Origin of the sequence: Collinsella sp. AF18-8LB (assembly GCF_003459795.1) — a bacterium.
In the GTDB taxonomy this organism is placed as follows: Bacteria; Actinomycetota; Coriobacteriia; order Coriobacteriales; family Coriobacteriaceae; genus Collinsella.
Genome location: NZ_QRWU01000005.1, coordinates 16137 through 41766, shown reverse-complemented (window position 1 = coordinate 41766; position 25630 = coordinate 16137). Strand labels below are relative to the sequence as shown.

The window sequence follows — 25630 nt, the reverse complement described above, 5'->3', positions numbered from 1 at the left end:
ACGCGCTGGTAAACAATGGTGATAATTAGGCAAGTAGTCATTGGGGACATTCTTAAACGACCAGTCAAACAAGAACGTCCCCCAATGACTAATCGACAGCGAGGGTCTCCTCTAGGTATTCCTTAAAATACGGAAGGTCAAAGCCAACCCTTCCTCGGCCGCGCTCACCAATAATCCCTTGCTCAATCAGGCGAGCGCGGTATTGCGACGCATAATTGCTCTTTACGCCCATTCGCTCTGCAACGTCCGCAATCTTGCTCTCGCCCCCGTCTGCAAGCATTGCCTCCAAGAACGCTTTATCGCCTTCGGACAGTTCGTAATACGTCGGCGCCAACACGCGCTGCTCCATGTCAGAACGCGCAAGCGCAATGCCCCTTGCAGCATCTTGGGCGGTTATCTCTTCTGCCTGAGGCCGTATATCCCAAGAGCGGAAACCGACGAGCTGCATAAGAAACGGAAAACCGCCGATGGCATCTACCATCTTCTGAAGGCCGTCAGCACTCACGCGCCTGCCACCGCCCTCGATGGTCTCCTTCAATGCAACGGCAATTTCCTTGTCGCTAATATTCCCCAAGTGGTGCTGAACTGATCGACGCAAAAATGAAACGGACTGGTTGCGCAGCAGCATTGACACCTGATGCGGCAGCCCCGCCATCAGCACTCCCACACGTCGGCCTTCGCGCACAAACATCTGGTACGTAGAGGCAAAACTAATCATTTCATCGAACGAAGCCGACACCTCATCGATCGTGAACAGCAAACCGATGTCATATTTGTCCAAAGCTTTTATAAGGCGAGTCATCCGCGTGCGCCAGTTTGCCGAAGGTGCCTGCTCCGGCTCCCATTCCACGCTAAATAGCTGGCCCACACTCAAACCTCTGAGCCTAGGATTTAAGCCGCTATCGATATATTCAGCCGCAACTTCACGCGTTTGCTCGTAAATGTCTTCCAACATTCCAGGAGCAGCAGCCACGCCGACCGAAATCCAACCATGCCTTTGCGCCTCGGAGCTAAGGTATGAGAGCAGGGCCGTTTTACCTGTTCCTCGTGCGCCAACATAGATTGTTGCCAAGTTGGGATCGCCGGGTCCGCGGTCGAGCGCTCGCACAACATCATCAATAAGATACGTGCGGCCGGCCATAATTGGCGGGACGATGCCAAATGTCGGCGTAAACGGATTAATGGGCACATCCATGGAACACTCCCCCGTCAGCTCTATCCTGCTTTCACTAGTTTTGCAAGTTTTAACTTCTTTTGCAAGTTTTAACTTCTTTTGCTTTCTTTCACTTCTTTTAACAAAGCGCCCGGCGGGCATAAACTGCTCGCCGGGCGCCTTGGTTAGGAAGCTATAAAGCATAACTTTCGAAATGCGGCGGTCAGGTCCACCTCCTAAGGGCCTGAGGTGCTCAAGATTGGAAGCGACAAGCCCGACGAAGCGTACTTTAGGTACGCGAGGAGAGTTGGAGCCCCAAGGTTGAGTGCCTCAGTGCCCTTAGGCCAAATCTTCGCCGTTGGTGGCGATTACCTTCTTGTACCAGTCGAAGCTCTTCTTCTTGGAACGCTTGAGGGTGCCGTTGCCCGCGTCGTCGCGGTCGACGTAGATAAAGCCGTAGCGCTTGGACATTTCGCCGGTGCCGGCAGAGACGAGGTCGATCGGGCCCCAGGTGGTGTAGCCCAAAAGGTCCACGCCGTCCTCGGTCACCGCGTCGCGCATGGTCTCGATATGCTGGCGCAGGTAGTCGATACGGTAGTCGTCGTTGATGGAGCCATCCTCCTCGACAACATCCTTGGCGCCCAGGCCGTTCTCGACCACAAACAGCGGCTTCTGATAACGGTCGTACAGGTCGTTGAGGGTAATGCGGAAGCCCAGCGGATCGATGGCCCAGCCCCACTGGCTCTCCTGCAGATAGGGATTCTTGGCGCCGGCGAAGGCGTTGCCCTTGGTCTTCTCAACATCGGGGTTATCGGCACCGGCAGAGCAACGGGTGCTGTAGTAGCTAAAGCTGATGAAGTCGACGGTGTTGGCGGCCAGGACCTCGCGATCCTCGTCAGTCATACCCACGTCGATGCCCAGGCGCTCGAGTTTCTTGAGCGCATAAGCCGGATAGTAGCCACGGCTCTGGACGTCGACGAAAAAGTAGTTGTCCTGGTTATCGAGCTGCGCCTGGCGCACATCGCCCGGACGGCAGCTGTAGGGGTAGTAGGTGCCGGCAGCGAGCATGCAGCCGATCTTGACCTCGGGGTCGATCTCGTGGGCGATCTTGGTTGCCCAGGCGCTGGCGACGAGCTCGTTGTGGGCGGCCAGGTACTCGACGGCCTCCTTGTTCTCGCCCTCCTCAAAGACCAGGCCGGCACCCATAAACGGCAGGTGCAAGATCATATTGATCTCGTTGAAGGTAAGCCAGTACTTCACCAGGCCCTTGTAGCGGGTGAAGATCGTGGTCGCGAGGTTCTTGTAGAAGTCGATGAGCTTGCGGTTGCGCCAGCCGCCGTACTCCTTGATGAGGTGAATCGGGCAGTCGAAGTGCGTGATGGTCACGAGCGGCTCAATGCCGTGCGCCTGACACTCGCGGAACACGTCCTCGTAGAAGGCCAAGCCGGCCTCGTTGGGCTCAGTCTCGTCACCGTTGGGGAAGATGCGGGTCCACGCCAGGCTCATGCGGAAGGTCTTAAAGCCCATCTCGGCAAAGAGGGCGATGTCCTCCTTGTAATGGTGATAGAAATCGATGCCAGTCTGCGCGGGGTAGTAATAGCCGTCCTCGAAGTCGAGCATCTTGCGCTGGCCGGAGACCACCGCATAGCGCTCGGGGCCGTGCGGTGCCACATCCACGTTGGCTAGGCCGCGGCCATCCACGTCGTAAGCGCCCTCGCACTGGTTGGCAGCCGTCGCGCCGCCCCACAGGAAGTCTTTACGGAAAGCCATACATCGATCCTTTCACACGATAATTGTCATAGGTTCAGTATCTCTACAAACAGCGCGTCGCTCAACGGCAACGGCACAGCTCGAAACTTCTTTTCGCCCCAACGGCCTCATCCGCCCGCAGCGACTGACACTTCCTGATACCTCGCTTCGTCCCCTGGCAACAGGTTCGCCTCTCGAGGTTTTTCCTCCACAGGAACCCGTCCCCGGGGAGGAAAGGAAGTGAGGGGCCGGGCGGCAATGACTGCGGCTAAGCGTACGTGATGGCCTCCAAACGAAGAAGCACGGGAGAGCTATAGCGCATAATGGCGACCTCGTCGCCGTTGAGACGGCAGTCGCGCACCCACGCGCCGTTCTCAACGGTCCCCGTCTCGAGCGACGCCACATCCACATGCGGCTCACCCGCCGCGTGCGACTCGAGCGCCAAGCCGCAACGAAGCGCAAGCAGGTACACGGCGCCGTCGGCGGCGCGAAGGACCGCACACGCACCGGGCAGGGCACCCTCATCAAAGCTCACCTTAATTGCTATGGAACCCATATCGAGCAGGCCCTCGGCTGCCACCTCACTCGTCACGGCATCGAGCGTCGCGTACGCGGCATCGTCCTCGGCAAGTTCAAATAACTGAGCCAGCCCACGCGTGACCTCCGCATATTCCTCCCGGTCCTGAGGCGTGAGCAAAGCGGGGTCGCTCGTATCCATGCCAAAGAGAATACCCGCCGAATCGCCAAAGGGCTCGCCCATCTCCTCGTAGCCAAAAGGAGCGAAGCACAGGGCATGGTGATGGGCCACCGCCCAGACCTGGCGCGCGGCGGCGTAGGCGTGCGTCGCGGTCTCGGGGATAAAGAGCGGGTTGTCCTCGCACGCATATTCGTCGCAGACCTTGCAAAACGCCGGGATGTAGATATCGGGGCCCAGCATGTCGATGCTCGGGGCGGCATGCTTCCACACGCCCATCACGCGCAGGTTGGGACCGCCCGTGGGAAAGCGCCCAGGCTTGTGACCCTTGTCGAGCCAGCAATTGCAGGCCGTGGGCAGCGGATGCTCGGCGCGGCCCGCTGCGGCGACCGCCTCCACGTAGCGAGCCATGTGGTAGGTGGTAAACATCTCCTCGGCATGCTCGCCAAAAACCTGTTCCCACGAACCAGAGCCGGCGCCCGCTTCAAGGGCTTCCGCAAGCTCAGACGCCAGGGAGGTAGGATCGACCGCAAGCGCCTCGATCAGCTCCGTAGGCACGCTCTCCGCAAAGGCGGCATCCGCCCAAGGCGAGTGCTCACGTGCCGCGACCATCTGGCCGCACTCGTTTTCTACCTGCACGAGTATCACCGTATGATCTTGCGCATCCACCTCGCGCAGGTGCGCCATCAAAGCCGCGTAGGCGCCGGCATCCGCCGCGCGCGTCTCCTCGCAATAGAGCGAAAGCGCCGTGATCTCAAAGTTATGGAACTCGGCATAGCGAACCTTGTTCTGCCCGGGCACCATCTGCGCACGGCGAAAACGCTCGATATCGCGTTTGACCCACGCGGGCGCATAGTAGCACTGCGCATTTTTGTACGCGCCAAACCACAGCACGCCCAGGCGCAGCCCGCGCTCGCGGGCAAGCTCGAGCATCATGTCCACTTGGCCAAAGTCAAACTCGCCCTCTGCGGGCTCCAAAAGCTCCCAGGTAACCGGGGCGAGCACGGTATTCATACCGAGCGCCCGCGCGCGATCGAGAGCATCCGCAAAGGCGCGGCGCCCACCCGAGGCGGAGTTATGGCACTCGCCCGCAAACAGCGTATAGGGCCGGCCGTCCACCATCAGGCGTTGCCCGCCGCCAGCACAGGTGTACAACTGCGGAATCTCCGCCATGGCAACTCCATTCTTCCGTTTTGTTTCAACCCCCTGAGGGCCGAGCCGTGTTGAGAGCACCGGACGCGCGACCAGGGCCTACCTGTCGTCCGTGCGAGCCCGCCCCTCCGATGGGAGATGGGTTAAAGGACGGCAAACGAGGCGAGATCGACCGAACCGACGCCCTCGATAGCCAGGTAGAGTGCATGGTCACCGGCAACGGTCTTCGTCAGGGATGCGACCACCGTGCACCAGCCCTCGCCTGGCACGAGCTCGACGCGCGTCAACTCAGCGCCATCCGGCGCGTCCAAGCGCACACTCACCACACCGGCAAGATCCCCGCGCACCTCGAGCTCCACCGTGCGCTCCGCACCGGAAAACGCCAGGTATTTGTAGCCCACGCCCGCTCCATCGCAGAGGTTGGCCACATAGGTACGTGCCGAAGTCACACAGCCCGCATCGACTTCCTGGGTAATCACCGGATGGTTATCGGCGATTTCCAGATTGCCGGAATAGTGAACCGCGCCGGCCGGCCCCACCAAGTAGCAGCAAATACTCGCCGGGTACGCGCGCCCGCAAGGAAGCGCTCCGCCATTGAGCCCACAGCTCGTTATCTCTACTTGTTCGATATGTCCATCGGAAGCAATCTCGATGGGCTCAGCGCACCCCTGGCGCGCGTGCTGCGCACCGTGCGTATGACGGTGATAGAAGATGTAGTCGCGCCCGGCAATGCGCGCCATGCCGCCATGGTTGTTGCCCAGGTCCATCACAGCGGCGTCCTCGGCCTCGTGCCCTGGCAGGCCCACATCGCCGTTGGAAACGAGCACGCCGCCGTAGGTTACCGGACCTTCCGGCGTTGGCATCGTGGCCCAGCAGAGCTCATGTCCGTTTTCGCTCGAGTAGACAAAGTAGTAGCGCCCGTCGAGCACGCGGATGCTCGAGGCCTCAAAGAAGGCATGCCCTTCAAAACCCGTGTCCGCCGCCTGCGTCACTGCCGGAGCCAGATGCTTGGGTGCCGCGGCCATCGTGCGCATATCGGCGCCGAGCCGCACCACGTAGCCGCCCTCCATGGAAAATGCGGGCATGCGCGAGCTCGGCTTCTTGGCGCCAAACCCATAGTAGAGCCAGCAGCCCCCGTCCCCGCAGGGAAGGACCGCCGGGTCAAAGGGCATGCCCCAGCCCTCCTCGCCCGCAAACGGCGAGCCGTCGGGCTTGGCAATAGGGCCCAGATAGCGGTAGCGTCCCGCTGGCTCATCGCACACGGCGACCGACATGATGCAACCACTCGTCATGCTTAGCGTGAAGTAATACAGATAGAACCGCCCGTCGGCACCCTGGCACACATCGGGCGCGCCGTACCCGGTTCGATCGACATTGGCCGGGTCATCCTCTTTGCGCCAGATGGTCCCCTCAAACGTCCAGGAGCCCAGATCGTCCACCGGGGCTGACCAGCACACGTAGTCACCCGGGCAGTATGCGGTGCCCTCGGGTGCGTCATGGCTTCCATACACGTAGACTCGGTCACCAAAGACATGCGGTTCGCCATCGGGGATATACTCCCATCCCGGGAGATACGGATTGGTTGCGATATGAGCCATGTCAGACCCCTCCTATCGATATCGGGCGCGGTACCGGACGGGCGCCGGCGACAAGACCGAACGCCTGCCGCGCACCGCGTGCACCATTCGTTAAGCAAATGCAGCTAGACGAGCTCGAACTCCCCCACCAACAGGTCGCGGCTGTTAGGCCCCGCCATGACCTCAAACGCGCCGGGCTCGCTTGCCCAGCCGTGCTCGGGCGTCCAAAAACGCAGAGCCTCCTCGCGCAGGATAAACGTCACCGTGCGGCGCTCACGCGGCGCAAGCTCAACACGCGCAAAGTCACGCAGTTCGAGCATGGGGCGCACGCGCGTTGCCACCTTGTCGTGGATATAGAGCTGCACGACCTCAGTACCAGCAATATCGCCCTCATTGGTCACGTCGATTGAGACCTCGATGACACCGTCCGCCGTAAGCTCGTCCGCACTCAGGCGCAGGTTATCGTAGCGCGCCGTATGATACGAGAGGCCGTAGCCAAAGGGGAACATCGCATCGTTAGGGCAGTCCATATAGCGGCTCACAAAGCGACCGCTATGCGTTGATGCCTTAGCGGGACGTCCGGTGGAGAGCTGCGCATAGTAGAGCGGCTCCTGGCCCACGTTATGTGGGAAGCTCACCGTGAGCCTGCCGCTCGGATTGACCGTTCCAAAGAGCACGTCGGCTACCGAACGCCCACCAGCCGTACCGGGGAACCACGCCTCTACGATTGCATCGCAATCATCGATCACGTCAGTGAGGGCAAGAGGACGCCCGTTAAAGAGCACGAGCACCACAGGCTTGCCGAGCGCGCGCACGCGCTTGAGCAGGCGCTTCTGCGGAGCCGGTATCGTAATGTCCGTACGCGCTCCGCCCTCACCGCTCTGCAGCATGTGTTCTCCGAGCGCCATGACCACCACATCGCTCGATGCGGCCAGCTCGAGCGCCTCGGCAGCCATCGTCTCTAGATCCGCGCCCTCGCCCGTCGGCGCACCGAACGCGGGAATCTTGCCAAACTCCCCAAGCTCGCTGTAGTCGTCGAGCGTGGGACAGCCTTGGGCCCACGCAAAGCCGTCGTCGCCCAATACCCCGGCAAATGCCTCGGCAAGCGTTACGGAATGAGTTTTATCGGCATGAATCGCCCACATGCCGATGATGTCTCGGCTGTTGGCATAGGGACCGATGAGCGCCACGCGCGGAGCGTTGCCCCCGGTCGTAAGCGGTAGCAGCCCGCCTTCGTTTTTAAGGAGCACGAGGGCCTCGTCGCACGTTTTACGCGCGCTCTCAAGACGCTCCGGCGTGCACGTGACCTCCGTACGGCGCTCGGGCGAGCACGTACGATACGGGTCCTCAAACAGACCGAGTCTGTTCTTGAGCTCGAGCACGCGCATGCAGGCGGTATCGATCTGCTCGAGCGAAACCTCACCCGTTTCGATAAGGGCCTCAAGCTCATGTGCGTAGCAGGGCGTCTTCATGTCGATGTCCACGGTGGCATTCATGGCGAGCTTGGCCGCCTCGCGACGGTTTGCCGCCACACCGTGTGCCCTGAGCTCGTCGATCGCCGCGTAATCGGTGATGATGGGACCGTCAAAGCCCCACTCGTCGCGCAACACGTCGTGCATGAGCCAGCGGTTTGCCGTGGCGGGGATGCCATCGATGGTGTTGAAGCTCGTCATCACCAAATCGCAACCAGCCTCGACCGCCGCACGGTACGGAGGCAGGTACTCGTTGCGCAGGCGCCACTCGCTCATATCCACCGTGTTGTACTCGCGACCCGCCTCGGGCGCACCATAGCCCGCAAAGTGTTTGACGCAGCTGGCCAGGCTCTTCTGCGGCGTACCGTCACCCTTAAAGCCCTCGACCATCGCGCGGGCGAAGCGGCTGCTTAGGTACGGATCCTCGCCCGGCATCTCCAGGCAGCGACCCCAACGGGCATCGCGCACCACGTCCACCGGCGGGCTAAAGGTCACCATGCAGCCATCGGCCACGGCCTCTTCGGCAATAAGCTTGTAATCCTCGCGGATAAGCTCTGGGTCCCACGTGGCTCCCAGGCCCAGGGGGATTGGATAGCAGGTTTGATAGCCATAGATCACATCGGCCATAAAGACGAGCGGGATCTTAAGACGGCTGCGCTCAAGATATGCATCTTGGATACGATGCACTTCCTCGGCGCCCAACACGTTGAGCACGCTGCCGCATACGTCAACATCTTCTTGCGTCACGCCCAGCTTGGCACGCGGACCAACCGCTACGGCATCGGTGCCAAAGCACCCACCGTCAAGCTGCACCAACTGCCCGATCTTCTCGCGCAGGGTCATACGCCCCAAAAGCTCAACGAGCTCGGATTGCTTCATGGCTACCTCGTTTCTGTTGTGTGCCCTTATGGGAGGACGCCGGATTCGTGTAGGGGTCAGCGCCCTCCCATAAGGGCGCACGGGGCGCATCTGGCGCCGCGCCCCGTGCGCCGGCGTCCAAAGACGCCGGTTTCCCAGAACTAGTTGTTCTCGAGGATCATGTCGTCGTTGAAGCCGAAGGTCAGCGTGCCCACAAAGGTGAGGACGGAGGCGACGGCGAGCGCGATGACGTCCTCCATACCCACCGAGCCGATGATGGCCGGGATGGTGATGAGCGAGGTGGTCATGAGCGCGGGCTGGTGCAGGCCAAAAGCGGCAGCGATGGCACCGCAGATGCCGCAAGAGACGATTGCGATCACAAACGGGCGCTTGTACTTGAGGACGGCGCCGTAGATGGCGGGCTCGGTGATGCCGGCGAGGAGCGCAGAGATGGCGGCAGCGCCGGCGAGCTCCTTGAGCTCGGTGTTCTTGGTCTTGAGGAAGATGGCAAGGACCGCGAAACCCATGGCAAAGTTGGTGCCGACGGTAATGGGCAGGATGACGTCATAGCCGAGCATACCGATGTTCATCTGGATGATGGGGATAAAGGCCCAGTGCATACCAAAGATGATGAGGCAGGGCCAAAGCAGACCGATGAGGAAGCCTGCGGGCAGCGGGGCAACCTCAAGCAGGGAAACCAGGCCGTTAGCGATGAGACCACCGATGAAGTCGGTGACGGGGCCGATGATGTAGAGGGTGAGCGCAGTGGCCACGACGAGGGTCACGACGGGAACGATCAAGCCCTTGAGGATATCGGGGACGACCTTATTGAGGCCCTTCTCGATCCAGGACTGTGCGTACACGGCAAAGATGATGGGGATAACCGAGCTCGTGTAGCTGATGAGCGTTACCGGGATGCCAAAGAGGTCAACCGGGTCGCCGGCGCTAAAGAGCGTGGAGAGCGTGGGGTAGCACAGCGCAACGGCGATGGCCGTGGCCGTCCAGTCGTTGCACTTGAACTTCTTGGCCGCAGTGCGGGCAAGGAAGACCGGCATGAAGTAGAACACGCCGTCGCCGATGGCGTAAAGCAGCTGGTAGGTGGTGGACTCGGCCGCGAGCCAACCAAAGGAGTTGGCCATGATCACAAAGGCCTTGAGAAGGCCGGCGGCGGACATGGCGGGAAGCATCGGCATAAAGATGCCGCTGATGAGCTGGATGGCGCGGTTGACGATGCTGCCACCGGCCTCGTCCTCGACCTCGCCGCCAAGCTGGATGTTGGAAACCTTGGGCAGGGCGTCATACACGTCGGTAACGTGATTGCCGATAACAATCTGGTACTGACCGGCGGCCACTAGAACGGAGATAACGCCCTCGGTCTGGTTGAGCTTCTCGGTCTGGGCCTTCTTCTCGTCGTTGAGGGTAAAGCGCAAACGGGTAATGCAGTGGGTGACGGACTTGACGTTGTCCTCGCCACCGACGAGTTCAACGATGGTACGGGCGAGAGCCTCGTAATCGCGTGCCATGTGAAACCTCCTTGTTTCACTCGTTACAAAGATATCTGCAGCCCCGGCGCCTTGGAGCTTAACAGCAGGTTGCGCGGCGATGCCGCGATGTCTGCCGACGCAAAGCCGGCCAGTTGGGCAGTTAGACGGGTGCCCGGCCGCCGTATCAATGTCCCGGGCAGAGCCGGTTGATATGCATCATCAGATAGAGCAGCTCTTCGTCCGTGCAGTGCCAGCCGCAGGTTGCCCTCATGTATTCGTCGATTGCGCGTGCACAGGCGTACGCGTCTGAAAACTCGCTGGTCGCTCGTTTGAAAAGATCGCTATTGCGCGTCTCCTCGTCCTCACCCTTGATAAGGCGACTGATAAGAAAGCGCATATGGGTCACAAAGCGCGCATAGCTATATGAGTAGCGGTCGATGGTCTCGCCAAGCGTACGCTCGATAATCCCGGTGACCGCATCGATGACCTCGGTACTCTTTACGACCAAGTCCATGTTGCCCTTTGCGCCCGCGTTCTCGTCATCGACCATCTCGGCGTTGACGATATGCAGCGCAATCGAAGCGGCCTCGGTCTCAGGAAAATCAACGTCCTCAGCCACAGCCATAACGAGCTTGACGCCGCGGCGACCGACCTCGGCCTCGCGCGGATAGACGAGGCGGACTTCCTCGTAGAGCGGGTTCTTGATCGAAGCACCCTTGCGGGCGCGGTCGATGGCAAACTGAAGGTGGTCGGCGAGCGTAAAGACTAGATTGGGATTGAGCGTGCAGTTGAGCTCGTTGCGTGCGATATCCACGATACCCGACGCGATAATGATGACATCGTCCGAAAGCGATGCGACAGCATCGTACATCTCAGGGCTGATATCGCGGAAGCTCCGCTGGATGGCGCTTTCGTCCTCAATATAGGAAGGGGCGCCGCGAAAGCCAAGGCCCTTGCCAAACAACACGAGCTCGCGCCCGGCATCGTCCTCCGCAAGGACAACGTTGTTGTTTATTGCCTTGGTTATCAGCATGAAAAAACTCCCCTGGGCTCCACTTGGACATCTCGCGACACCGGCTCTCGAGTCGGCGGTTGCTATGACATGTGCTCGTGGCGCCTCCCGAGGAGTAACGCGGTGCAGCTGCCAGTATAGAGGTTTTGCTGGGTTATTAAAGTGATTATATAGAAGTTACCGTTCGCCCCTGTTTTTCTACCGTTCATCCCTTGACCCCCCCAGGCAAAGGCAACCAAAGGCGCACCACAAAGGGGACAGGCACCTTTGTGGTGGTTTGAGACAAGGACCCTAGTCCACGGTGATGTCGAAGTTCTTGCCCGTGAGGCCTACGTAGCCGCCCTCGGCAGCAGGTCATTTGACCGAATAGGAAAAAAAGGAAAAAATAGGAAAAAAAGGAAAGGAGACTTATGACAGAAACCATCTTCTCCCCCTCATTTGGAAATCGCCCGTCCTATCTGGTGGGGCGTGGGAGCGTGATTTCGACATTCATCTCCGGCCTTGAGCAGGAGCCGGGCAATCGAGACCGTGCCATGCTCATGCTTGGCCAGCGAGGCAGCGGCAAAACGGTTCTCCTGTGGGAACTTGCCGATCGCGCCCGCAAGCTCGGCTTCGTTGTTGCCACACCCACCGTAGCCTCCGAGGACATGCTCGAGCGTATTGTTGAAAAAATCCAAGAGGCAGGCGAGCCCTATGCTAACAAACGCCATCTTCCTAAACTCACGAGTGGCAGCCTGAGCGTCTTCGGCTTCTCAGCCGGCCTTGAGTTCACGCGCGATGTGCAGGAAACCAAAAGCTTCCAGTTCAAGCTCACGCAGCTGGCGCGCAAACTGACCGAGCAAGGACATGGCATCCTCATCCTCATCGATGAGCTCCAGGCCAATTCAGCCGAAATCAGGCAACTCGTCACCGCCTATCAAGAGCTCGTCGGCGAGGGACTCAACGTCGCGCTTGTTATGGCAGGGCTCCCGGGAGCAGTCTCCGCGACACTCAACGACCGCGTACTGACATTTCTCAACCGCGCACGCAAGGTCACGCTCGAACCGCTTTCAGTCGGAGATGTGGATGCCTGCTATCAGCGAGCTTTCGAAGAACTCGGCCTTGATATCCCAAGCGATCTTCGGCTGGACGCCGCTCGCGCAACTCAGGGCTCGCCCTACATGCTGCAGCTCATCGGCTACAACATCGCCAATCATTGCCAGGCAGGAGAACACGTAACGCCAAAGCAAGTTGACGGAGCAATCGAAGCGTCAAAGGCCGATTTCGAAAACGATGTGTGCGAAACGACGCTCGCCGCGCTCTCGGACCAAGATGTTGCGTTTCTCGCCGCAATGACCGACGACGAAGACGGCACGTCGCGCATTTCCGATGTGGCCGAGCGCATGTCAGTCACGCCCGACTACGCGCAAAAGTATCGCCGGCGCCTCATCGACGCCGGCGTAATCGAACAGGCGCGCCGCGGTTACGTGCGCTTCGCTGTTCCATATATGGCTGACTACTTGCGCAGCCAGCTCTAGGCAGCCGCCACAATGGGGGCAGGTACCTTTGAGGTGGATTGGGCCCGGTTTATCTCAATCTGTAACAGGAAGAGGCGATTTAGCCCGCTAGATGTTACAGATCGAGACGGAAGATTCTAGTCCACGGCGATGTCGAGGTTCTTGCCGACGAGGCCCACGTAGCCGCCTTCGGCTGCCTTGGGGCTGTCGGCGTGGCAGAGGACCCACTTGTCGGCCTTCCAGTAGCAGTAGCTGTCACCGGCGGCAGGCATGTCGGCTGCAGCCTCGGGGCGCGGACCATTGGTGCCGGCGGGCAGCGCAACCATCACCTGGAAGCCGCCATCGTCGACCATGCACGGCGTGTAGTGGAGCGTGGTGTTGAAGACTTCGACGACCGTACCCGCCGGCACGCGGAACGCCTTGACGCACGCGGTGTCGAGCTTGCCGTCCTCGATCTCCCAGCGATGCGCCACGAGCAGGATAAAGTCGCGGGCGCCCAGGTTAAACTCGCTGGCGCGGTGATACTCCAGGCAGTTGAGGCGTGTGTTGTGGCCGTTGCACCAGCCGAGCTGGAAGGGGCGGCCGCCAAACATGAGAAAGCCCAGTTTGTCGGCATCCTTGACGCCCTCGAGCTCCGGCGCACTTGCTACGTACTTGCTGCCCTCGGGAATGGGCGTGGCAGAGAGCGCCTCGAGCACGGGCGACGTGAGCTCGGACGGAACGTTATCCCAAACGTTGCCATAGGATTTGAACTCGGGATCGTTGACAGAGTAGATATGCATGTTCACTCCTGTTCGTTTATGTGACAGTACGAACATTCTAGAACAAACATAAGCGATTTTGAACGCCATCCCGACCACTCAACAAAAAGGCGCCCCCGCATAAGCGAAGGCGCCCAATGCGCGCGTTTTGGGCGATAAAGCCCTTACGCCTGCTGATAGTGCAGGTGCTTCTCGTCGATATCGGCCAGGTCGCGGTCGAGATAACGGCGCGCAAGCCAGTTGGCCATGGGGAGGTTCTGGTCCAGGTAGTTGCCGCACTCCTCGGGAGCGGCACCGGGGACATCGCCCTCAAAGTCGGCGACAAACTCGAACAGCTCACGCACGAGCGGCAGGATCTCCTCGCTCGTCACTTCGCCAAATACGACGAGGTAAAAGCCCGTGCGGCAACCCATGGGGCCAAAGTAGACAATGCGGCTCGACCACTCGGCATGGTTACGAAGAAACGTCGCGCCCAGGTGCTCGATGGTATGGCACTCGGCCGTGTTCATGACCGGCTCTTTGTTGGGCGTGGTCAGGCGCAGGTCAAACGTGGTGACGGCAGCACCGGTCGCCGGATCGCGGTCGATGCGGCTCACATACACGCCGGGCTCAAGCAGCAGATGGTCAACGGAAAAGCTGGCGATGCGCTCCATGGCAGATCCTCTCGATAGTCATTGGGACGGAACTCTTTTAGCCGGTTCGAATGGTCGCACCAATCATACCAGTCAAAAAAGCCCCGTCCCAAATAAGCTGCCCGGGACGAGCGAGCTCATCGAGCATGAGATGGCGGTCCGGAAGGAATCCAAGCGCGCAAGGCTGTTCAGGAAGGCGAAATTCCCCTGCGTGAAGTCGTTCGAAGGGCACGACTTCACGCAGGCAGCCTTTCCCGACAGCTATGGCGCGAACCACCCGAAAACGCTGTCGTTCGTCGAGGCAGCGCAGGGCCCCACGTTCCATGGGCAGACGGGCCGAAGGGAAACCCACCTCGCGATAGCCGTCGGCCACGCATGCGTGATAGAAGGCAAGACGCGCGCCCCACTCGAGAGAGCGAGGCGCGGGCTATTTCAGGCTGCATCAATCATGGAGTTTCCCTCTAAAGGAGCAAGGGCTCAATGCTATTTGGCGTTTGCCTGATCGAGTTCCTTCTTGCTAAAGCCGAAGAGATACGTGCACACAGCTGCGACGACCAGGGAAATGAGGCTCGCGATAATACCCTGGATGAAATTGGCGTTGGTGCCGCCCACATAGCTCAGGACGGACAGGAAGTTCGCAGAGGTGATGACGTACTGGGTGAGATTGGCGATACCAGCATACGCACCGCCGACAAAGCTACCGACCATCAAGGCGCCGAAACAGCGCACGTGAGACAGGCAGATGCCATAGAGCACAGGCTCGGTAACGCCGCCCAAGATACCGGATACGAAGGCGCCGAAGGCGTTGCCGCGCTCCGCCTTACCTTTGAGTCGAAGAGCCGCACCGAGGGCGACGCCGAAGCATGCCCACGTGGCGAAGCTACCCGCGAGCATGACACCGGTCATCTCGCCAGTCTCGAAGAACGAGGCCATCATGGGCATCATAAGGGCCAGATGCATACCGCTCATGACGAGGAACTCCCAAAGGGCGGCGATCACGCCGACACCGAAGAATCCGGTATTCATACCGAACCAGGCAAGGCCGCCGCTGATGGCGTTGCCCACAATCGTACCGAAGGGGGCGAGCAGGCACAGGATGAACGGCGAGGTGACAAGGAGGCTCAAAATGGGCGTGAACACGGTTGAGAGCATGTCGGGCATGTGCTTACCGACAAACTTATAAACAACAGCGAACAGCGGAACGGACATCATGATGGGCAGGACAGTCTGGGCATAGGCGGCAGACGTGTTGCAGGGGATGCCGAAGACGGTAAACGCCTTACCCTCGGCGATGATTGCGGCGAAATCCGGCGACATGAGGATGCAGCCGATAAATCCGCCGAGCATACCGTTGATGCCAAGTTGCTTCGCCGCGTTGACGCCCGCGAGGATAGGCATGAAGTACAGGGCGGCATCGTAGATGAAGTCGAAGAGCACGTAGATGTCGCTCTCCGCGGGGTACAGGCCCAGGAGCTGCGGACCGCACAGGGCATTGATCGCATTTGCGAGACCGCCCGTGAGCAGCACCGGGATCATCGGGGTCATGCATCCCGCCATGTAACCGACGACGTTCTTCAGGATCTGCATGGGCGTAAGCTTCTTCTTGCCGACAAGCTCGACGTCGGCGGCGGCAGCCTCGGCGTCCTCAACCGCCTCGAGCTCGTTGACGTTGGCAAGTGAGCAGAACTCCGCGTACACCCTGGGCACGTTCGTCCCCACGATGATCTGATACTGCTGACCGCCGTGGACAATGCCCATCACGCCGTCAACGGCCTTGACTTCGTCATCGTCGATGCTGGACTCGTCCTTGAGCACAAGGCGGAGCCTCGTCATGCAGTGGGTCGCCGAAGTCACGTTCTTCGGGCCGCCCACCGCCTTGAGGATATCCTCGGCGATACGCTTGTTATCTGCCATGGTACTTCCTTTCCCGTTTCTTTCTATCCCCCATCGGCGACTTCGCGCCAACCGGAAAACCTGCGTTTATTCGGGCAGCTGATTGCCCGCGATGACCTTCTGATACCAATAGAAGCTGTCCTTGCGAATCCGGTCGCAAGTCCTGATGTCGTCATCGGTGCGATCCACGTATACAAGGCCATAGCGCTTGGCGAAGCCCTGATGACTGGAGACCACATCGACAAAGCTCCACGGACAATACCCAAAGATGGGATAACCCTGCTCGATAAGCTCGCCGACCTGGGCGATATGCGCGGAGAGATAGGCGATACGCTGCTCGTCGTGAATCGCGCCGGACTCATCGGGCTCCTCGCTCAAAGCCATGCCGTTCTCGGTGATGATCATGGGCAGGCCGTAGCGGTCATGCACCTTGCGCATGCCGATCGACAGCCCGATGGGGTCGAGGCCGTTGGGCATCCACTCGGTCTTCTCGAGCCTCGGGTTGTCGCAGAGGACGAAGTCGCCCGCGCCCCAAGGCGGGAAGCCACCGAATACGATGGGCTCGGTGCGCTCCTTGACGCAGCTGCTGGAGTAATAGTTAATGCCGATGAAATCGGGCGTCGACCCGTGCAGGACCGCATCGTCCTCGGGCTCGACCGCGGGATAGAACCCCTCGCGCTTGAGATAGCTCGCCGCATACGGGGAATACGATCCACGCACGCTCATGTCGAGCATGTAGAACTGCTCCATCTCCTCGGCATTGAGCGCCGCCATCACATCTGCAGGCGAGCTGCTGAGCGGATAGGTCACCTGGATGGCACAGACCGGCCCGATCTTCGCCTCGGGATCGATTGAGTGCAAAAGCTCGAAAGCACGGTGCTCTGCGAGAGACATGTGGTAACTCATCTGATAGGTATTGCCCTGATGTCTCTTGGGGTCGGTCTCGGTATCCCCGGTGTTCACCGACGACGCCGTCGCGATAAGCTGCTCGTTGATAGTCGCCCACAGCTTTACACGGCCCTTAAAGTGCCTAAAGCAGACCTCTGCGTAGCGGGCGAAGGCATCGATCATCCTGCGATCTAACCATCCGCCGAACTCGTCGACGAGTGCTTGGGGGCACTCGAAGTGATACAACGTCACAAAGGGCTCGATGCCCTTTTCCAGAAGGTAATCGATCAGACCGTCGTAGAACGCCAGGGCTTCGGGATTCGGCTCGCAAGTCGCACCGGGCATAATGCGACACCACGAGAAGCTCATGCGGTACGTCTTGAGTCCGAGTTCGGCCATGAGGTCGACATCCTCTTTCCAGCGATGGTAGTGGTCGGACGCCACGCTGCCATCTGTGATTCCGGGGATGCCGAAGCCGCGATCGGTCGTCGACTTGCCTCGGCCGCCCTCCCCCCAGGCGCCCTCTACCTGAAATGCGCTCGTCGACGCACCCCATAGGAATCCATCGGGAAACCTGTTTGCCATACTTGCCACCTTTCTCCTTAGCTCAGATCGTCGTATGTCACCAACGCGATGTCCTGACTCACCAGCCATTCACGGGTTGCGGGATCGCAAAGCATCGACGCCTCACGCGCCCGCGCCGTCATCATGCTCGAGTGGTCCATGAGATAGGCATCGATATAACCCGGATGGAACACCATGAGGGTGCACGCGTCGTCGTTCGCATTCTCGACGGCGCCGCGCACCGCCGAGAACGGATCCATCTCATAGGCGCGAAAATCTGTGGGCATGTACGCAGCGACACGCGTGCTCTTGAACGTGACCGCTTCCCCCGGCGCGCCCATCGGGAACAGCGGCAGTCCGTGGCGCTCCGCCACGATCTCCAACCCCTTATAAAACGCCGGGCTCGCCACCGCATGACCCTCAAAGTAGGAGGGTTCTCTATCCACAAGCGATACGAACTTTCGATACTGAGCCTCGATCTCCAAGACGACCTCATCGAGCACCACGAAGTCGATTCCCCGCTTCATGGCGTCCCGATACGCCCCGCTCGGCTTGAACATGCCATCCGGTCCACAGAGACTCGGAATGAGCGCAGGGTCGGTAAGCGGCCTGCCGACGCAGATGTTCGTGTGCTGGCCAAGGCACACGTCGAGCCCGTCGAGCAATTCGAGGCCGTGGTCCACGGATTCCATGTTGGTCATGACCCCGACTGACCCGACGAGTCCGCCGCGGACCGAATCGACGATGCCGTAGTTGACGCCCCGAGAGTAGCCAAGGTCGTCGGCGCGTATCAGCAGGCGCTTCATCGGGCATCACCGATCTCGACGCAGGCACCGTTACAGCGCGCTATGCTTCCCAGGTGTGTAGCGCTTGGCTTTACGGTGCGGCGTTGTGTCTCGCGGTCGACGGAGATGATCCCGTACTTCGGGCCATACCCGAAAACCCACTCGAAATTGTCAAACGCGGACCAGCAGGTGTATCCCAAGACCGGGATACCGTCGCGGACGCAACGCCCCACACCGGCGACAGCCCGATCCAAAAAGCGCTCTCTCTGCTCGTCGTCCTCGGAAGCTATGCCGTTTTCGGTGACGAACAGAGGCGTGCCCGACTGGTCCCAAGCAGCTCGCAGGCTCTCCTCGATGGCCTCGGGATAAAACTCCTCATCGCGCTGGGTGAGCTCCACGCCGGCAGGCGGGTCAACCGGGCCATCCGCGCCGTACCACGAGCGCGAGTACGTCTGGATACCCACGAAATCATCGCCTGCGGAAGCACGGTAAAAGCGATCGCGAATCTCCTCGCGGGCAGCTGCGGCGCGCTCCTCGCCACCGGGAGCCGCCTTAAAGGGACTTCCCACGAGCGTCCAACCTGCCGGGAGATCGGGACGGATTGCATGCACGGCGTCAACGGCAGCCTTGTGAGCGGCGAGCTTCACATCGAACGCCCGCTCGGTGGCTGCGAACTGGAATTGGGCCAGGGATGCCGGCTCGACTCCCAACGCCTTGGCGACGCTGCGGAACATGGGGTCCTCAGCGCGATCGGAGGCGTTGCGCGACGTGGCCCCGACATCAGCCAAGAGCCATGCCAGGTTTGGCTCGTTCATGGTGCATGCGTAGTCCATCAAATCGCCCATCTTCTCGACCACACGCGCGCAGTACCGCGCGAAAAGGGAGGGAGTCTCGGGCGACTCCCAGCCGCCTTGGGCGAGCAGCCAGATCGGCGACGTGAAATGATGGAGTGTGACGATCGTCTTGAGACCGTTGTCACGGCAGCACTGGAGCACTTCGCGATAGTGCGCGAGCTCTGCTTTGGAGAACAAGCCGCGCGCCGGCTCGATGCGCGACCACTCGACACTCAGACGATAGGAGGTGAGGCCAAGAGATGCGATAAGGGCGATATCCTCGCGGAAACGATGGTAGTGGTCCATCGCGTCGCCAGAAGGCTCCATGAACGCCGTGTCCTCAACATTCTCGAACAGCCACGTGTCGCTGTTCACGTTGTTGCCTTCAACCTGGTGCGCAGCGGTCGCGACGCCCCAGAGAAACGTCTCGGGAAATACCGAAGTCGACTGATGTGCCATGCAATCTCCCTTTCATGTATCCGCATCCGGGCTTAATCGCCCGGCTCCTGTTACCATTGAGTACAACACGAATGCACAGGGTTTTGCGTTCCATCCTGGACACCGATGTTACAGAATGGAGACATGAGTTTCACGATATGAAACCCGCTGGTATTTAATGGTTTTGAAACGTCTGATGGGAGTGGACTCTTGAATTGTGCCAACCCGATGGGCTCTGTTGGGGAAAAGCTCCTCAGCTATATAGACACCAGCATGCAGCGCGACAACAACTATCAGATAGCCGTCAAGATGTTGGAAAACTACGACGCGCTCAAGGACATGTCCATCGCGCAGATCGCCGATATGTGCTACGTCTCGAAGGCTTCCGTCTCGCGTTTTTGCCGATTCTTAGGCTACGAGAGCTTCAAAGAGATGCATGACGCGCTCGGGGTCGACTATCCCATCAGCTACGACTACTCCCAGCGCTTCTTTTGCAATCTCACCGCGAACCCGCACGCGACGTTTCTTGAATATGCGAGGGAAGCTCAGCAAAACATCGCCGCGACCATTTCCGAGAAAAACCTGGCCGAACTTCCAAAAATCGCCTATGCAATTCATAATTGCCGCCGAGTCGCGTTCTTTTCCCATCATTTTCTTTGGGATACTGGACGCTACCTTCAGAACAAGCTGTTTTCTATGGGAAAGGTCATGGACCTGTATCTGGATCAAGCCTCCCAGCTTGCATGTGCCCAATCCCTCCAGCCCGAGGACCTGGCGATCATCTGCAGCGTTGGGGGCAGCTATCCCATTCGATATGTCGATGTCTGCAACAGCATCAGGGATAGCAAGTGCTCCGTGCTGGCAATCACGCAAAACGCCTCGAACCCATATTGGAATCAGGCCGCCTTCATCATGCAGTGCGGCGAGTCGAATGCCAACGACACGGGCAAATACGGGGCGCTCGCGGCAATTGACCTCGTCGTTCAGCAGTATCTGCTCCAATATGGAAGCGATGCCTTCCCGAGCGCGCCCAATCGCCCGTACGGCGACATGCCGGGGCGCTAGAGTCGCTCACAATTGAAGCAGCGTCCCTCCCGCGAGCCGCGAGCTTTTCGCCATGGAAAGGTATTGATCGAGGCGGTTGCCGCACTCCTACCGTGATTTTATAATCCCCGTCCCAGAAAGCCAGATGAGATTCGGGGAATAGCCGGCAGAAGGCGAGCGACGCCCAAGCGCCACAGGTTGCCGTGAAAGAGGAGCGCCGCGTACTTTGGTACGCAAGCGACGGCTTGAACGGCAAGATGCGGTGCTTGGGCGCCGCGCAGCCGTCTAGGCGGTATACGCGATTGTAGCGTCGACGGCGCGGCGCCAGCCGGCGATCTTTTTGGCGCGCTCGTCGACGGACATGGTGGGCTCCACGATGCCGCGGGCGCCATAGACGTCAACGACATCGCGCGCGTACATGCCCAGCGCAATGCCGCAGGCCCAAGCTGCGCCCAGACCGCTCATCTCGTCATTGCTCGCAATGCGGATGGGCGAGCCGACCAAGTCGCTCTCAAACTGCATCAGGTACGCGTCACGCGTGGGGCCGCCGTCAACACGAAGCTCGGCCAGTGCGGCGCCCGAATCCTCGACCATCGCATCAATGACGTCGAAGATCTGATAGGCGATCGACTCATCGGCGGCCTTTACGAACTCCGCGCGGCCCGTGGTGCGCGTCATGCCAAAGACGCAGCCCTCGGCATCACTTGCCCAGTGCGGCGCACCCAGGCCGGTAAACGCCGGCACAAAGTAGACGCGGCTCGCCGGATTGGCGGCGTAGCACAGGTCGGTGACCTCCTCGGGGTTGTTGATGAGCTCCAGGTCGTCGCGCAGCCAGGTCTTGACGGCGCCGGCGTAGCTCACGTTGCCCTCGAGCACATACTCGGTCACGCCATCCATACGCCATGCAAGCGAGCTCGAAAGCCCGTGCGAGCTGGCGACAAACTCGTCGCCGACGTTCATCATGACCGAGCTGCCGGTGCCATAGGTCGCCTTGGCCATGCCGCGGCTGTGGCAGCCTTGCGCAAACAGGGCCGCATGGCTGTCGCCCAGCACGCCGTGCACCGGCACGGGGGCCGGCAAAAAGCCGCCCAGGTCCGTTGTGCCGAACAGGCCGTCGGAATCGGTCACCTGCGGCAAGCAGGCCGGATCGATGCCAAAGGCCTCGCACACCGGCTCGCTCCAGCAGCCACGGCGCAGGTCGAAGAGCTGCGTGCGGCTGGCGTTGGACCAGTCGCAACGAAACTCGGCGCCGCCCGTGAGCGTCCAGACCACCCAGGCGTCAATCGTGCCCAGGCACAGCTCGCCCGCCGCAGCGGCCTTAGCAGCCGCCGGCACGTTTGCGAGAATCCAGGCCATCTTGCCCGCCGGATAGTAGGGCGAGAGCACCAGGCCCGTCGTGTCGCGCACCAACTCGGCCACGCCTTCGCGCGCGGCCAGTTCGTCGCACAGCTCGCGGGCACGGGCGCACTGCCACACCACGGCGTCGCACAGCGGCTCGCCCGTCGTGCGGTTCCAGGCAACGGTGGTCTCGCGCTGGTTGGAAATGCCGATGCCAGCGATATCGGCCGGGTCGACCCCGGTCTCCTCCACCACAGCACGCGCCACGGCCAGCACGTTGGCCGCAATCTCGGCCGGATCATGGCTCACCCAGCCGGCCTCGTTGACGATCTGGCGATGCGAGCGGTCGGCACGATGAATCAGATGGCCGCCCTCGTCCACCAGCAGCGCCTTGGAGCCCTGCGTGGACTGATCGATTCCGATGATGTAGCGGCCCATGGCCACCCCTTTCAAAATGAATGTGACAAAGGGACTGTCCCTTTGTCACATTCCAATTACTCTGCGGGCAGGAACTCGGCGACGGTCTGCGCGATTCCGGCACCCGTCAGGCCGTAGTGCGCAAAGACCTCGGGGCTCGTGCCGGTGATGACCGGCGCGTCGGGCAGACTCAGGCACTTGACCGGACGCGGGCAATGCTCGCCCACGACCTGCGCGACCATGGAGCCCAGGCCGCCAAAGGGGCTGTGCTCCTCGACGGTCACGACGGCGCGCGTGGCACCGGCGGCCTCGATCACGGCCTCGGCGTCGAGCGGCTTGACGCAGTACATGTCGAGCACGGTGGCGGAGATGCCTTGCTCGGCGAGCAGATCGGCGGCGTCCACGGCATGGCGGACCATCTCGCCGGTGGCGACAATCGTCACATCGGTGCCACGACGCACCCAGGTGGCACGGTCCATCTGGAACGGACAGTTATCCTCGGTGTACACGTCCTCGACCGGGTTGCGACCCACGCGGATATAGGCCGGCTTGTTGTCGGCAACCAGGGCGCGCACGAGCTCAGCAGTCTGAAAACGATCGCTCGGCAGATACACGCGCATGTTGGGAATCGCGCTCATGGCGGCGATATCCTGCGCGGAGTGATGGCTCATGCCCAGAGCGCCGTAGGACACGCCACCCGAAATGCCGATGAGCTTGACGTTGGTGTTGGAGTACGAGACGTCGACCTTGCACTGCTCATACGAGCGCGTGGTCACAAAGGACGCCGGCGAGGCGGCCCAGGCCTTCTTGCCGCACGAAGCCATGCCGGCGGCGATACTCACCAGGTCCTGTTCGGCGATGCCGACCTCGACGGACTGCTGGGGATACTGATCGAAGAACGGCGTGAGCGATGCGGAGCCGCGGGAGTCGGAGCACAGGACGACGATGTCCTTATCGGTCTCGGCGGCCTCGAGCAGCGTGTCGCAGATAACCTTGCGGTTGGCGATCTTGTTAGCCATTGATGGCCTCCTTATGGGCAGCGAAATCGGCGATGATCTGGGCATATTCCTCATCGTTGGGCAGGTGATGATGCCAGGAGGCCTTGTCCTCCATGACAGGCGAGCCATAGCCCTTCACCGTGTTGAGGATGATGACCGTGGGCTTTCCGCAGGTCTCGGCCGCAAGCGTCAGCGCGGCGTCGATGGCCCGAACGTCGTTGCCCGGAATGGAGAGCACGTTCCAGCCGAAGGCAGCCCAGCGCTCCTCCTGCGAATCCTGCTTCATGACGTCCTCGGTGCTGCCGCTGATCTGCAGGCGGTTGCGGTCCACGAGCGCGCACAGGTTATCGAGCTGGTAGTTGCCACCGCTCATGGCGCCCTCCCAGACCGAGCCCTCGGCAAGCTCGCCGTCGCCCATGATGGTGTAGACGCGGTAGTCGCGGCCGTCCATCTTGCCGGCAAGCGCCATGCCGACGGCCACGGGCAGGCCATGGCCCAGCGAACCGGAGTTCATCTCGATGCCCTTGAGCTTGTTGTTGGGGTGGCCGATGTAGGGGCTGCCGAACTTGGAGAAACGGGCCTTGACGTCGTCGAGGTCCAGATAGCCCTCGTGGCACAGCACCGCGTAGTATGCCTCCATGGCATGGCCCTTGGAGAGCACAAAACGGTCGCGGTTGGGATCGTCGACGGTCTCGGGCGAAATGTTAAGGTGGTTGGCATAGAGGGTCATGAGGGCGTCGATCACCGACATGTCGCCGCCAATATGGCCGCCGGCGCCAGCCATGATGATATCGACGCAATCGCGGCGAAGGTCCCAGCGCAGGGACTCAAGCTCTTCGATAGTTGCCATTTCTACTCTCCTCGCAGGTAGGCTTTGACGTCTTCTTCAATGGGGTCGTACAGGTCGGGCTGGATGCCAAGGTACTTGCACGCCTCGTAGAGCACCGGTACCACGTTGGCGTGAATAGCGACGCAGTGATGAATGTAGGGGCCCTCGACGATCTTGGCCTCGAGGCGCTTGAGGTTTTCGACCTCGACCCACAGGTAGGTGCCCATGCCGGCCGGGCCGTCGATGCCGCGGGCGTTGCCCAGCAGCAGCGAATACTCGCCGTTGTCGCCGTCAAAGCGGGCAAGGGTGAGATCGCCGTGCTTGGCCTCGGCCGTCAGCGCGCCGGGGTGGTCGAAAGCCAGCGGGTAGGTGAGCTTGGGCTTGACGGCCGCGCAGCTGCAGGGCCAGGGGCCGCAGTGCTGCAGCAGCTCGCCGTTCTCGTTATCGGGATGGCGCACGGTCCAGTCGGCGAACATGCCGCGGTGACGGCCCAGGTCGGCGGCCTCGACCATCAGCGCGGTGATGGCGCCATGGATATCGGTCTCGCATACGATGGGAATGCCCATCTCGTTGAGGATGGCGTTGGCGGCGCAGGGCATAATGCCCAGCTCGTCCTGCAGGGCGTTCCAGCACTGGATGGCGCCGGCGTTGCAGCCGTACTTCTCGACCAGGCGCTTCATAGCGATGGCGAGCCCTGCGACCGCGGGGACCTTGTCCTCGGGTATGCAGATCTCAAAGCTGCGGCGAATGTGGTCGAGCATGGCGGCCATGGCCTGCTCGTCGCTCTGAGCGTCGTGCACAGCCTGAACAAGTTCGGTCATGGGGATGGGCGAAAGCTGAATATTGAACTTCTCGAGCAGCTCGCCCTCGTTGCACATGGTGGACCAGAAGTCGAACGGACGGGTCGCCATCTGCAGGATGCGCGTGTGCTTGAAGGTCTTGACCACGTTGCACACGGCCAAAAAGTCCCAGACGCCGCGCTCGAACTCGGGATCGGTCAGGCGGCAGTTGGTCATATAGGTAAAGGGAACCTGGAAGCGGCGCAGAACCTTGCCGGTGGCGAACAGGCCGCACTGGCTATCGCGCAGGCGGGTGCCGTCGGGCTCGGGGCGCTCGTCGCGCGGGCCCCACAGCAGCACAGGCAGACCGAGCTCGCGGGCAAGGCGGGCGCAAACGTACTCGGTGCCAAAGTTGGCGTGGCACAGCATGATGCCGTCGACGCCCTCGGCGCGGAACTTCTTGACGATAGGCTCGATATGGCTGTCGTCAAACAGCAGGCCCTCGTCATTAATGTCGTCGATGTCCACGATGTCGACGCCGATCTCGCGCAGGCGATCAGCCGTCAAGCCGCGATACTTGATCGCGTCCGGCGCGCTAAAAATGCTTCGGCGCGTGGGCACAAAGCCGAGCTTGATCTTATCCATGTACGTCCTCCCCTAGTCATATGTTCAGTAAACAGACGATTGTTTCGTTTTGTTCTGTTTACTAAATGTTTTACTATTCTGTTTAGAAGTTTAGCGCGAAATACCCGCAGGAGGTAGAGAAATCAGCCTAAACGGTATG

20 protein-coding genes are annotated in these 25630 nt (G+C 60.7%); 3 read left to right on the top strand and 17 right to left on the bottom strand.

From position 1 onward, the window contains the following. Positions 1 to 88: 88 nt before the first annotated feature. From DWX25_RS06360 to DWX25_RS06330, 7 genes are all read right to left on the bottom strand, one after another. Positions 89 to 1195 (bottom strand): ATP-binding protein, encoded by a 1107-nt coding sequence (locus tag DWX25_RS06360; protein ID WP_117798923.1) that lies wholly within the window; start codon positions 1193 to 1195, stop codon positions 89 to 91. 297 nt (positions 1196 to 1492) lie between these two features. Beyond that, entirely contained in the window at positions 1493 to 2923 is a 1431-nt protein-coding gene (locus tag DWX25_RS06355) for a 6-phospho-beta-glucosidase (protein ID WP_117798880.1), read from the bottom strand. A 247-nt stretch (positions 2924 to 3170) separates the two neighbouring features. Next, on the bottom strand, positions 3171 to 4769 hold the full coding sequence (locus DWX25_RS06350) for a beta-galactosidase (protein WP_117798879.1): 1599 nt from the start codon (positions 4767 to 4769) through the stop codon (positions 3171 to 3173). Positions 4770 to 4891: 122 nt separating this feature from the next. Next, the gene (locus DWX25_RS06345) at positions 4892 to 6346 is read right to left on the bottom strand and encodes a family 43 glycosylhydrolase (protein ID WP_117798878.1); all 1455 of its coding nucleotides are present in this window, start codon (positions 6344 to 6346) and stop codon (positions 4892 to 4894) included. A 104-nt stretch (positions 6347 to 6450) separates the two neighbouring features. Further along, positions 6451 to 8676, bottom strand: a complete 2226-nt coding sequence (bglX, locus tag DWX25_RS06340; RefSeq protein ID WP_117798877.1) for a beta-glucosidase BglX — start codon at positions 8674 to 8676, stop codon at positions 6451 to 6453. A gap of 140 nt (positions 8677 to 8816) precedes the next feature. Beyond that, a complete protein-coding gene (locus DWX25_RS06335; protein ID WP_117798876.1) occupies positions 8817 to 10178 on the bottom strand; it encodes a PTS transporter subunit EIIC in 1362 nt (453 codons plus the stop codon). 145 nt (positions 10179 to 10323) lie between these two features. Continuing rightward, entirely contained in the window at positions 10324 to 11172 is an 849-nt protein-coding gene (locus tag DWX25_RS06330; RefSeq protein WP_117798875.1) for a PRD domain-containing protein, read from the bottom strand. A 389-nt stretch (positions 11173 to 11561) separates the two neighbouring features. On the opposite strand from DWX25_RS06330, the gene DWX25_RS06325 reads away from it, so the two are divergent. Next, entirely contained in the window at positions 11562 to 12668 is a 1107-nt protein-coding gene (locus DWX25_RS06325) for an ATP-binding protein (protein ID WP_117798874.1), read from the top strand. A 116-nt stretch (positions 12669 to 12784) separates the two neighbouring features. Here DWX25_RS06325 and DWX25_RS06320 read toward each other — a convergent pair whose 3' ends face one another. Together DWX25_RS06320 and DWX25_RS06315 are read right to left on the bottom strand one after the other, a co-directional pair. After that, positions 12785 to 13429, bottom strand: coding sequence for a DUF4867 family protein (locus DWX25_RS06320; protein WP_117798873.1), 645 nt, complete (start codon positions 13427 to 13429; stop codon positions 12785 to 12787). 143 nt (positions 13430 to 13572) lie between these two features. Then, positions 13573 to 14061 carry an S-ribosylhomocysteine lyase gene (locus DWX25_RS06315; RefSeq protein WP_117798872.1) on the bottom strand — a complete coding sequence of 163 codons (489 nt, stop codon included), beginning with the start codon at positions 14059 to 14061 and terminating at the stop codon, positions 13573 to 13575. Between DWX25_RS06315 and DWX25_RS09800 the strand changes: the two genes are divergently transcribed. Continuing rightward, positions 13994 to 14542 carry an ATP-binding protein gene (locus DWX25_RS09800; RefSeq protein ID WP_117798922.1) on the top strand — a complete coding sequence of 183 codons (549 nt, stop codon included), beginning with the start codon at positions 13994 to 13996 and terminating at the stop codon, positions 14540 to 14542. The two genes, DWX25_RS06315 and DWX25_RS09800, sit on opposite strands and share 68 nt — an antisense overlap. Here DWX25_RS09800 and DWX25_RS06305 read toward each other — a convergent pair. The 4 genes from DWX25_RS06305 to DWX25_RS06290 form a co-directional block, all read right to left on the bottom strand. Beyond that, positions 14524 to 15954: a PTS transporter subunit EIIC gene (locus DWX25_RS06305; protein WP_117798871.1), complete on the bottom strand. Its 1431-nt coding sequence runs from the start codon at positions 15952 to 15954 to the stop codon at positions 14524 to 14526. The genes DWX25_RS09800 and DWX25_RS06305 overlap by 19 nt on opposite strands. Positions 15955 to 16020: 66 nt before the next feature. Continuing rightward, a complete protein-coding gene (locus DWX25_RS06300; protein ID WP_117798870.1) occupies positions 16021 to 17406 on the bottom strand; it encodes a glycoside hydrolase family 1 protein in 1386 nt (461 codons plus the stop codon). Positions 17407 to 17423: 17 nt separating this feature from the next. Then, entirely contained in the window at positions 17424 to 18191 is a 768-nt protein-coding gene (locus DWX25_RS06295; protein WP_117798869.1) for a ChbG/HpnK family deacetylase, read from the bottom strand. After that, complete coding sequence (locus DWX25_RS06290; protein ID WP_117798868.1) at positions 18188 to 19462, bottom strand: glycoside hydrolase family 1 protein; 1275 nt, start codon at positions 19460 to 19462, stop codon at positions 18188 to 18190. Before DWX25_RS06290 ends, DWX25_RS06295 begins: the two co-directional genes overlap by 4 nt. Before the next feature lie 189 nt (positions 19463 to 19651). Between DWX25_RS06290 and DWX25_RS06285 the strand changes: the two genes are divergently transcribed. Beyond that, entirely contained in the window at positions 19652 to 20506 is an 855-nt protein-coding gene (locus DWX25_RS06285) for a MurR/RpiR family transcriptional regulator (protein WP_147335812.1), read from the top strand. 264 nt (positions 20507 to 20770) lie between these two features. On the opposite strand, the gene DWX25_RS06280 is transcribed toward DWX25_RS06285, so the two are convergent. Genes DWX25_RS06280 through DWX25_RS06265 form a run of 4 tightly spaced genes read right to left on the bottom strand, consistent with a single transcriptional unit; the run spans position 20771 to position 25491 of the window. After that, complete coding sequence (locus tag DWX25_RS06280; RefSeq protein ID WP_117798866.1) at positions 20771 to 22261, bottom strand: glycerol kinase GlpK; 1491 nt, start codon at positions 22259 to 22261, stop codon at positions 20771 to 20773. 56 nt (positions 22262 to 22317) lie between these two features. After that, positions 22318 to 23259, bottom strand: coding sequence for a transketolase family protein (locus tag DWX25_RS06275; protein WP_117798865.1), 942 nt, complete (start codon positions 23257 to 23259; stop codon positions 22318 to 22320). Next, a complete protein-coding gene (locus DWX25_RS06270; protein WP_199412327.1) occupies positions 23252 to 24088 on the bottom strand; it encodes a transketolase in 837 nt (278 codons plus the stop codon). The genes DWX25_RS06275 and DWX25_RS06270 overlap by 8 nt, the downstream gene beginning before the upstream one ends. 2 nt (positions 24089 to 24090) lie before the next feature. After that, on the bottom strand, positions 24091 to 25491 hold the full coding sequence (locus DWX25_RS06265) for an L-fucose/L-arabinose isomerase family protein (protein WP_117798864.1): 1401 nt from the start codon (positions 25489 to 25491) through the stop codon (positions 24091 to 24093). Positions 25492 to 25630 lie beyond the last annotated feature (139 nt).

Bases quoted from the DNA above. Each gene is read 5' to 3' on its own strand.
- DWX25_RS06360 (WP_117798923.1), bottom strand. From the start codon at position 1,195: ATGGATGTGCCCATTAATCCGTTTACGCCGACATTTGGCATCGTCCCG.
- DWX25_RS06355 (WP_117798880.1), bottom strand. From the start codon at position 2,923: ATGGCTTTCCGTAAAGACTTCCTGTGGGGCGGCGCGACGGCTGCCAAC.
- DWX25_RS06350 (WP_117798879.1), bottom strand. From the start codon at position 4,769: ATGGCGGAGATTCCGCAGTTGTACACCTGTGCTGGCGGCGGGCAACGC.
- DWX25_RS06345 (WP_117798878.1), bottom strand. From the start codon at position 6,346: ATGGCTCATATCGCAACCAATCCGTATCTCCCGGGATGGGAGTATATC.
- bglX (WP_117798877.1), bottom strand. From the start codon at position 8,676: ATGAAGCAATCCGAGCTCGTTGAGCTTTTGGGGCGTATGACCCTGCGC.
- DWX25_RS06335 (WP_117798876.1), bottom strand. From the start codon at position 10,178: ATGGCACGCGATTACGAGGCTCTCGCCCGTACCATCGTTGAACTCGTC.
- DWX25_RS06330 (WP_117798875.1), bottom strand. From the start codon at position 11,172: ATGCTGATAACCAAGGCAATAAACAACAACGTTGTCCTTGCGGAGGAC.
- DWX25_RS06325 (WP_117798874.1), top strand. From the start codon at position 11,562: ATGACAGAAACCATCTTCTCCCCCTCATTTGGAAATCGCCCGTCCTAT.
- DWX25_RS06320 (WP_117798873.1), bottom strand. From the start codon at position 13,429: ATGCATATCTACTCTGTCAACGATCCCGAGTTCAAATCCTATGGCAAC.
- DWX25_RS09800 (WP_117798922.1), top strand. From the start codon at position 13,994: ATGCGGCTCACATACACGCCGGGCTCAAGCAGCAGATGGTCAACGGAA.
- DWX25_RS06315 (WP_117798872.1), bottom strand. From the start codon at position 14,061: ATGGAGCGCATCGCCAGCTTTTCCGTTGACCATCTGCTGCTTGAGCCC.
- DWX25_RS06305 (WP_117798871.1), bottom strand. From the start codon at position 15,954: ATGGCAGATAACAAGCGTATCGCCGAGGATATCCTCAAGGCGGTGGGC.
- DWX25_RS06300 (WP_117798870.1), bottom strand. From the start codon at position 17,406: ATGGCAAACAGGTTTCCCGATGGATTCCTATGGGGTGCGTCGACGAGC.
- DWX25_RS06295 (WP_117798869.1), bottom strand. From the start codon at position 18,191: ATGAAGCGCCTGCTGATACGCGCCGACGACCTTGGCTACTCTCGGGGC.
- DWX25_RS06290 (WP_117798868.1), bottom strand. From the start codon at position 19,462: ATGGCACATCAGTCGACTTCGGTATTTCCCGAGACGTTTCTCTGGGGC.
- DWX25_RS06280 (WP_117798866.1), bottom strand. From the start codon at position 22,261: ATGGGCCGCTACATCATCGGAATCGATCAGTCCACGCAGGGCTCCAAG.
- DWX25_RS06275 (WP_117798865.1), bottom strand. From the start codon at position 23,259: ATGGCTAACAAGATCGCCAACCGCAAGGTTATCTGCGACACGCTGCTC.
- DWX25_RS06270 (WP_199412327.1), bottom strand. From the start codon at position 24,088: ATGGCAACTATCGAAGAGCTTGAGTCCCTGCGCTGGGACCTTCGCCGC.
- DWX25_RS06265 (WP_117798864.1), bottom strand. From the start codon at position 25,491: ATGGATAAGATCAAGCTCGGCTTTGTGCCCACGCGCCGAAGCATTTTT.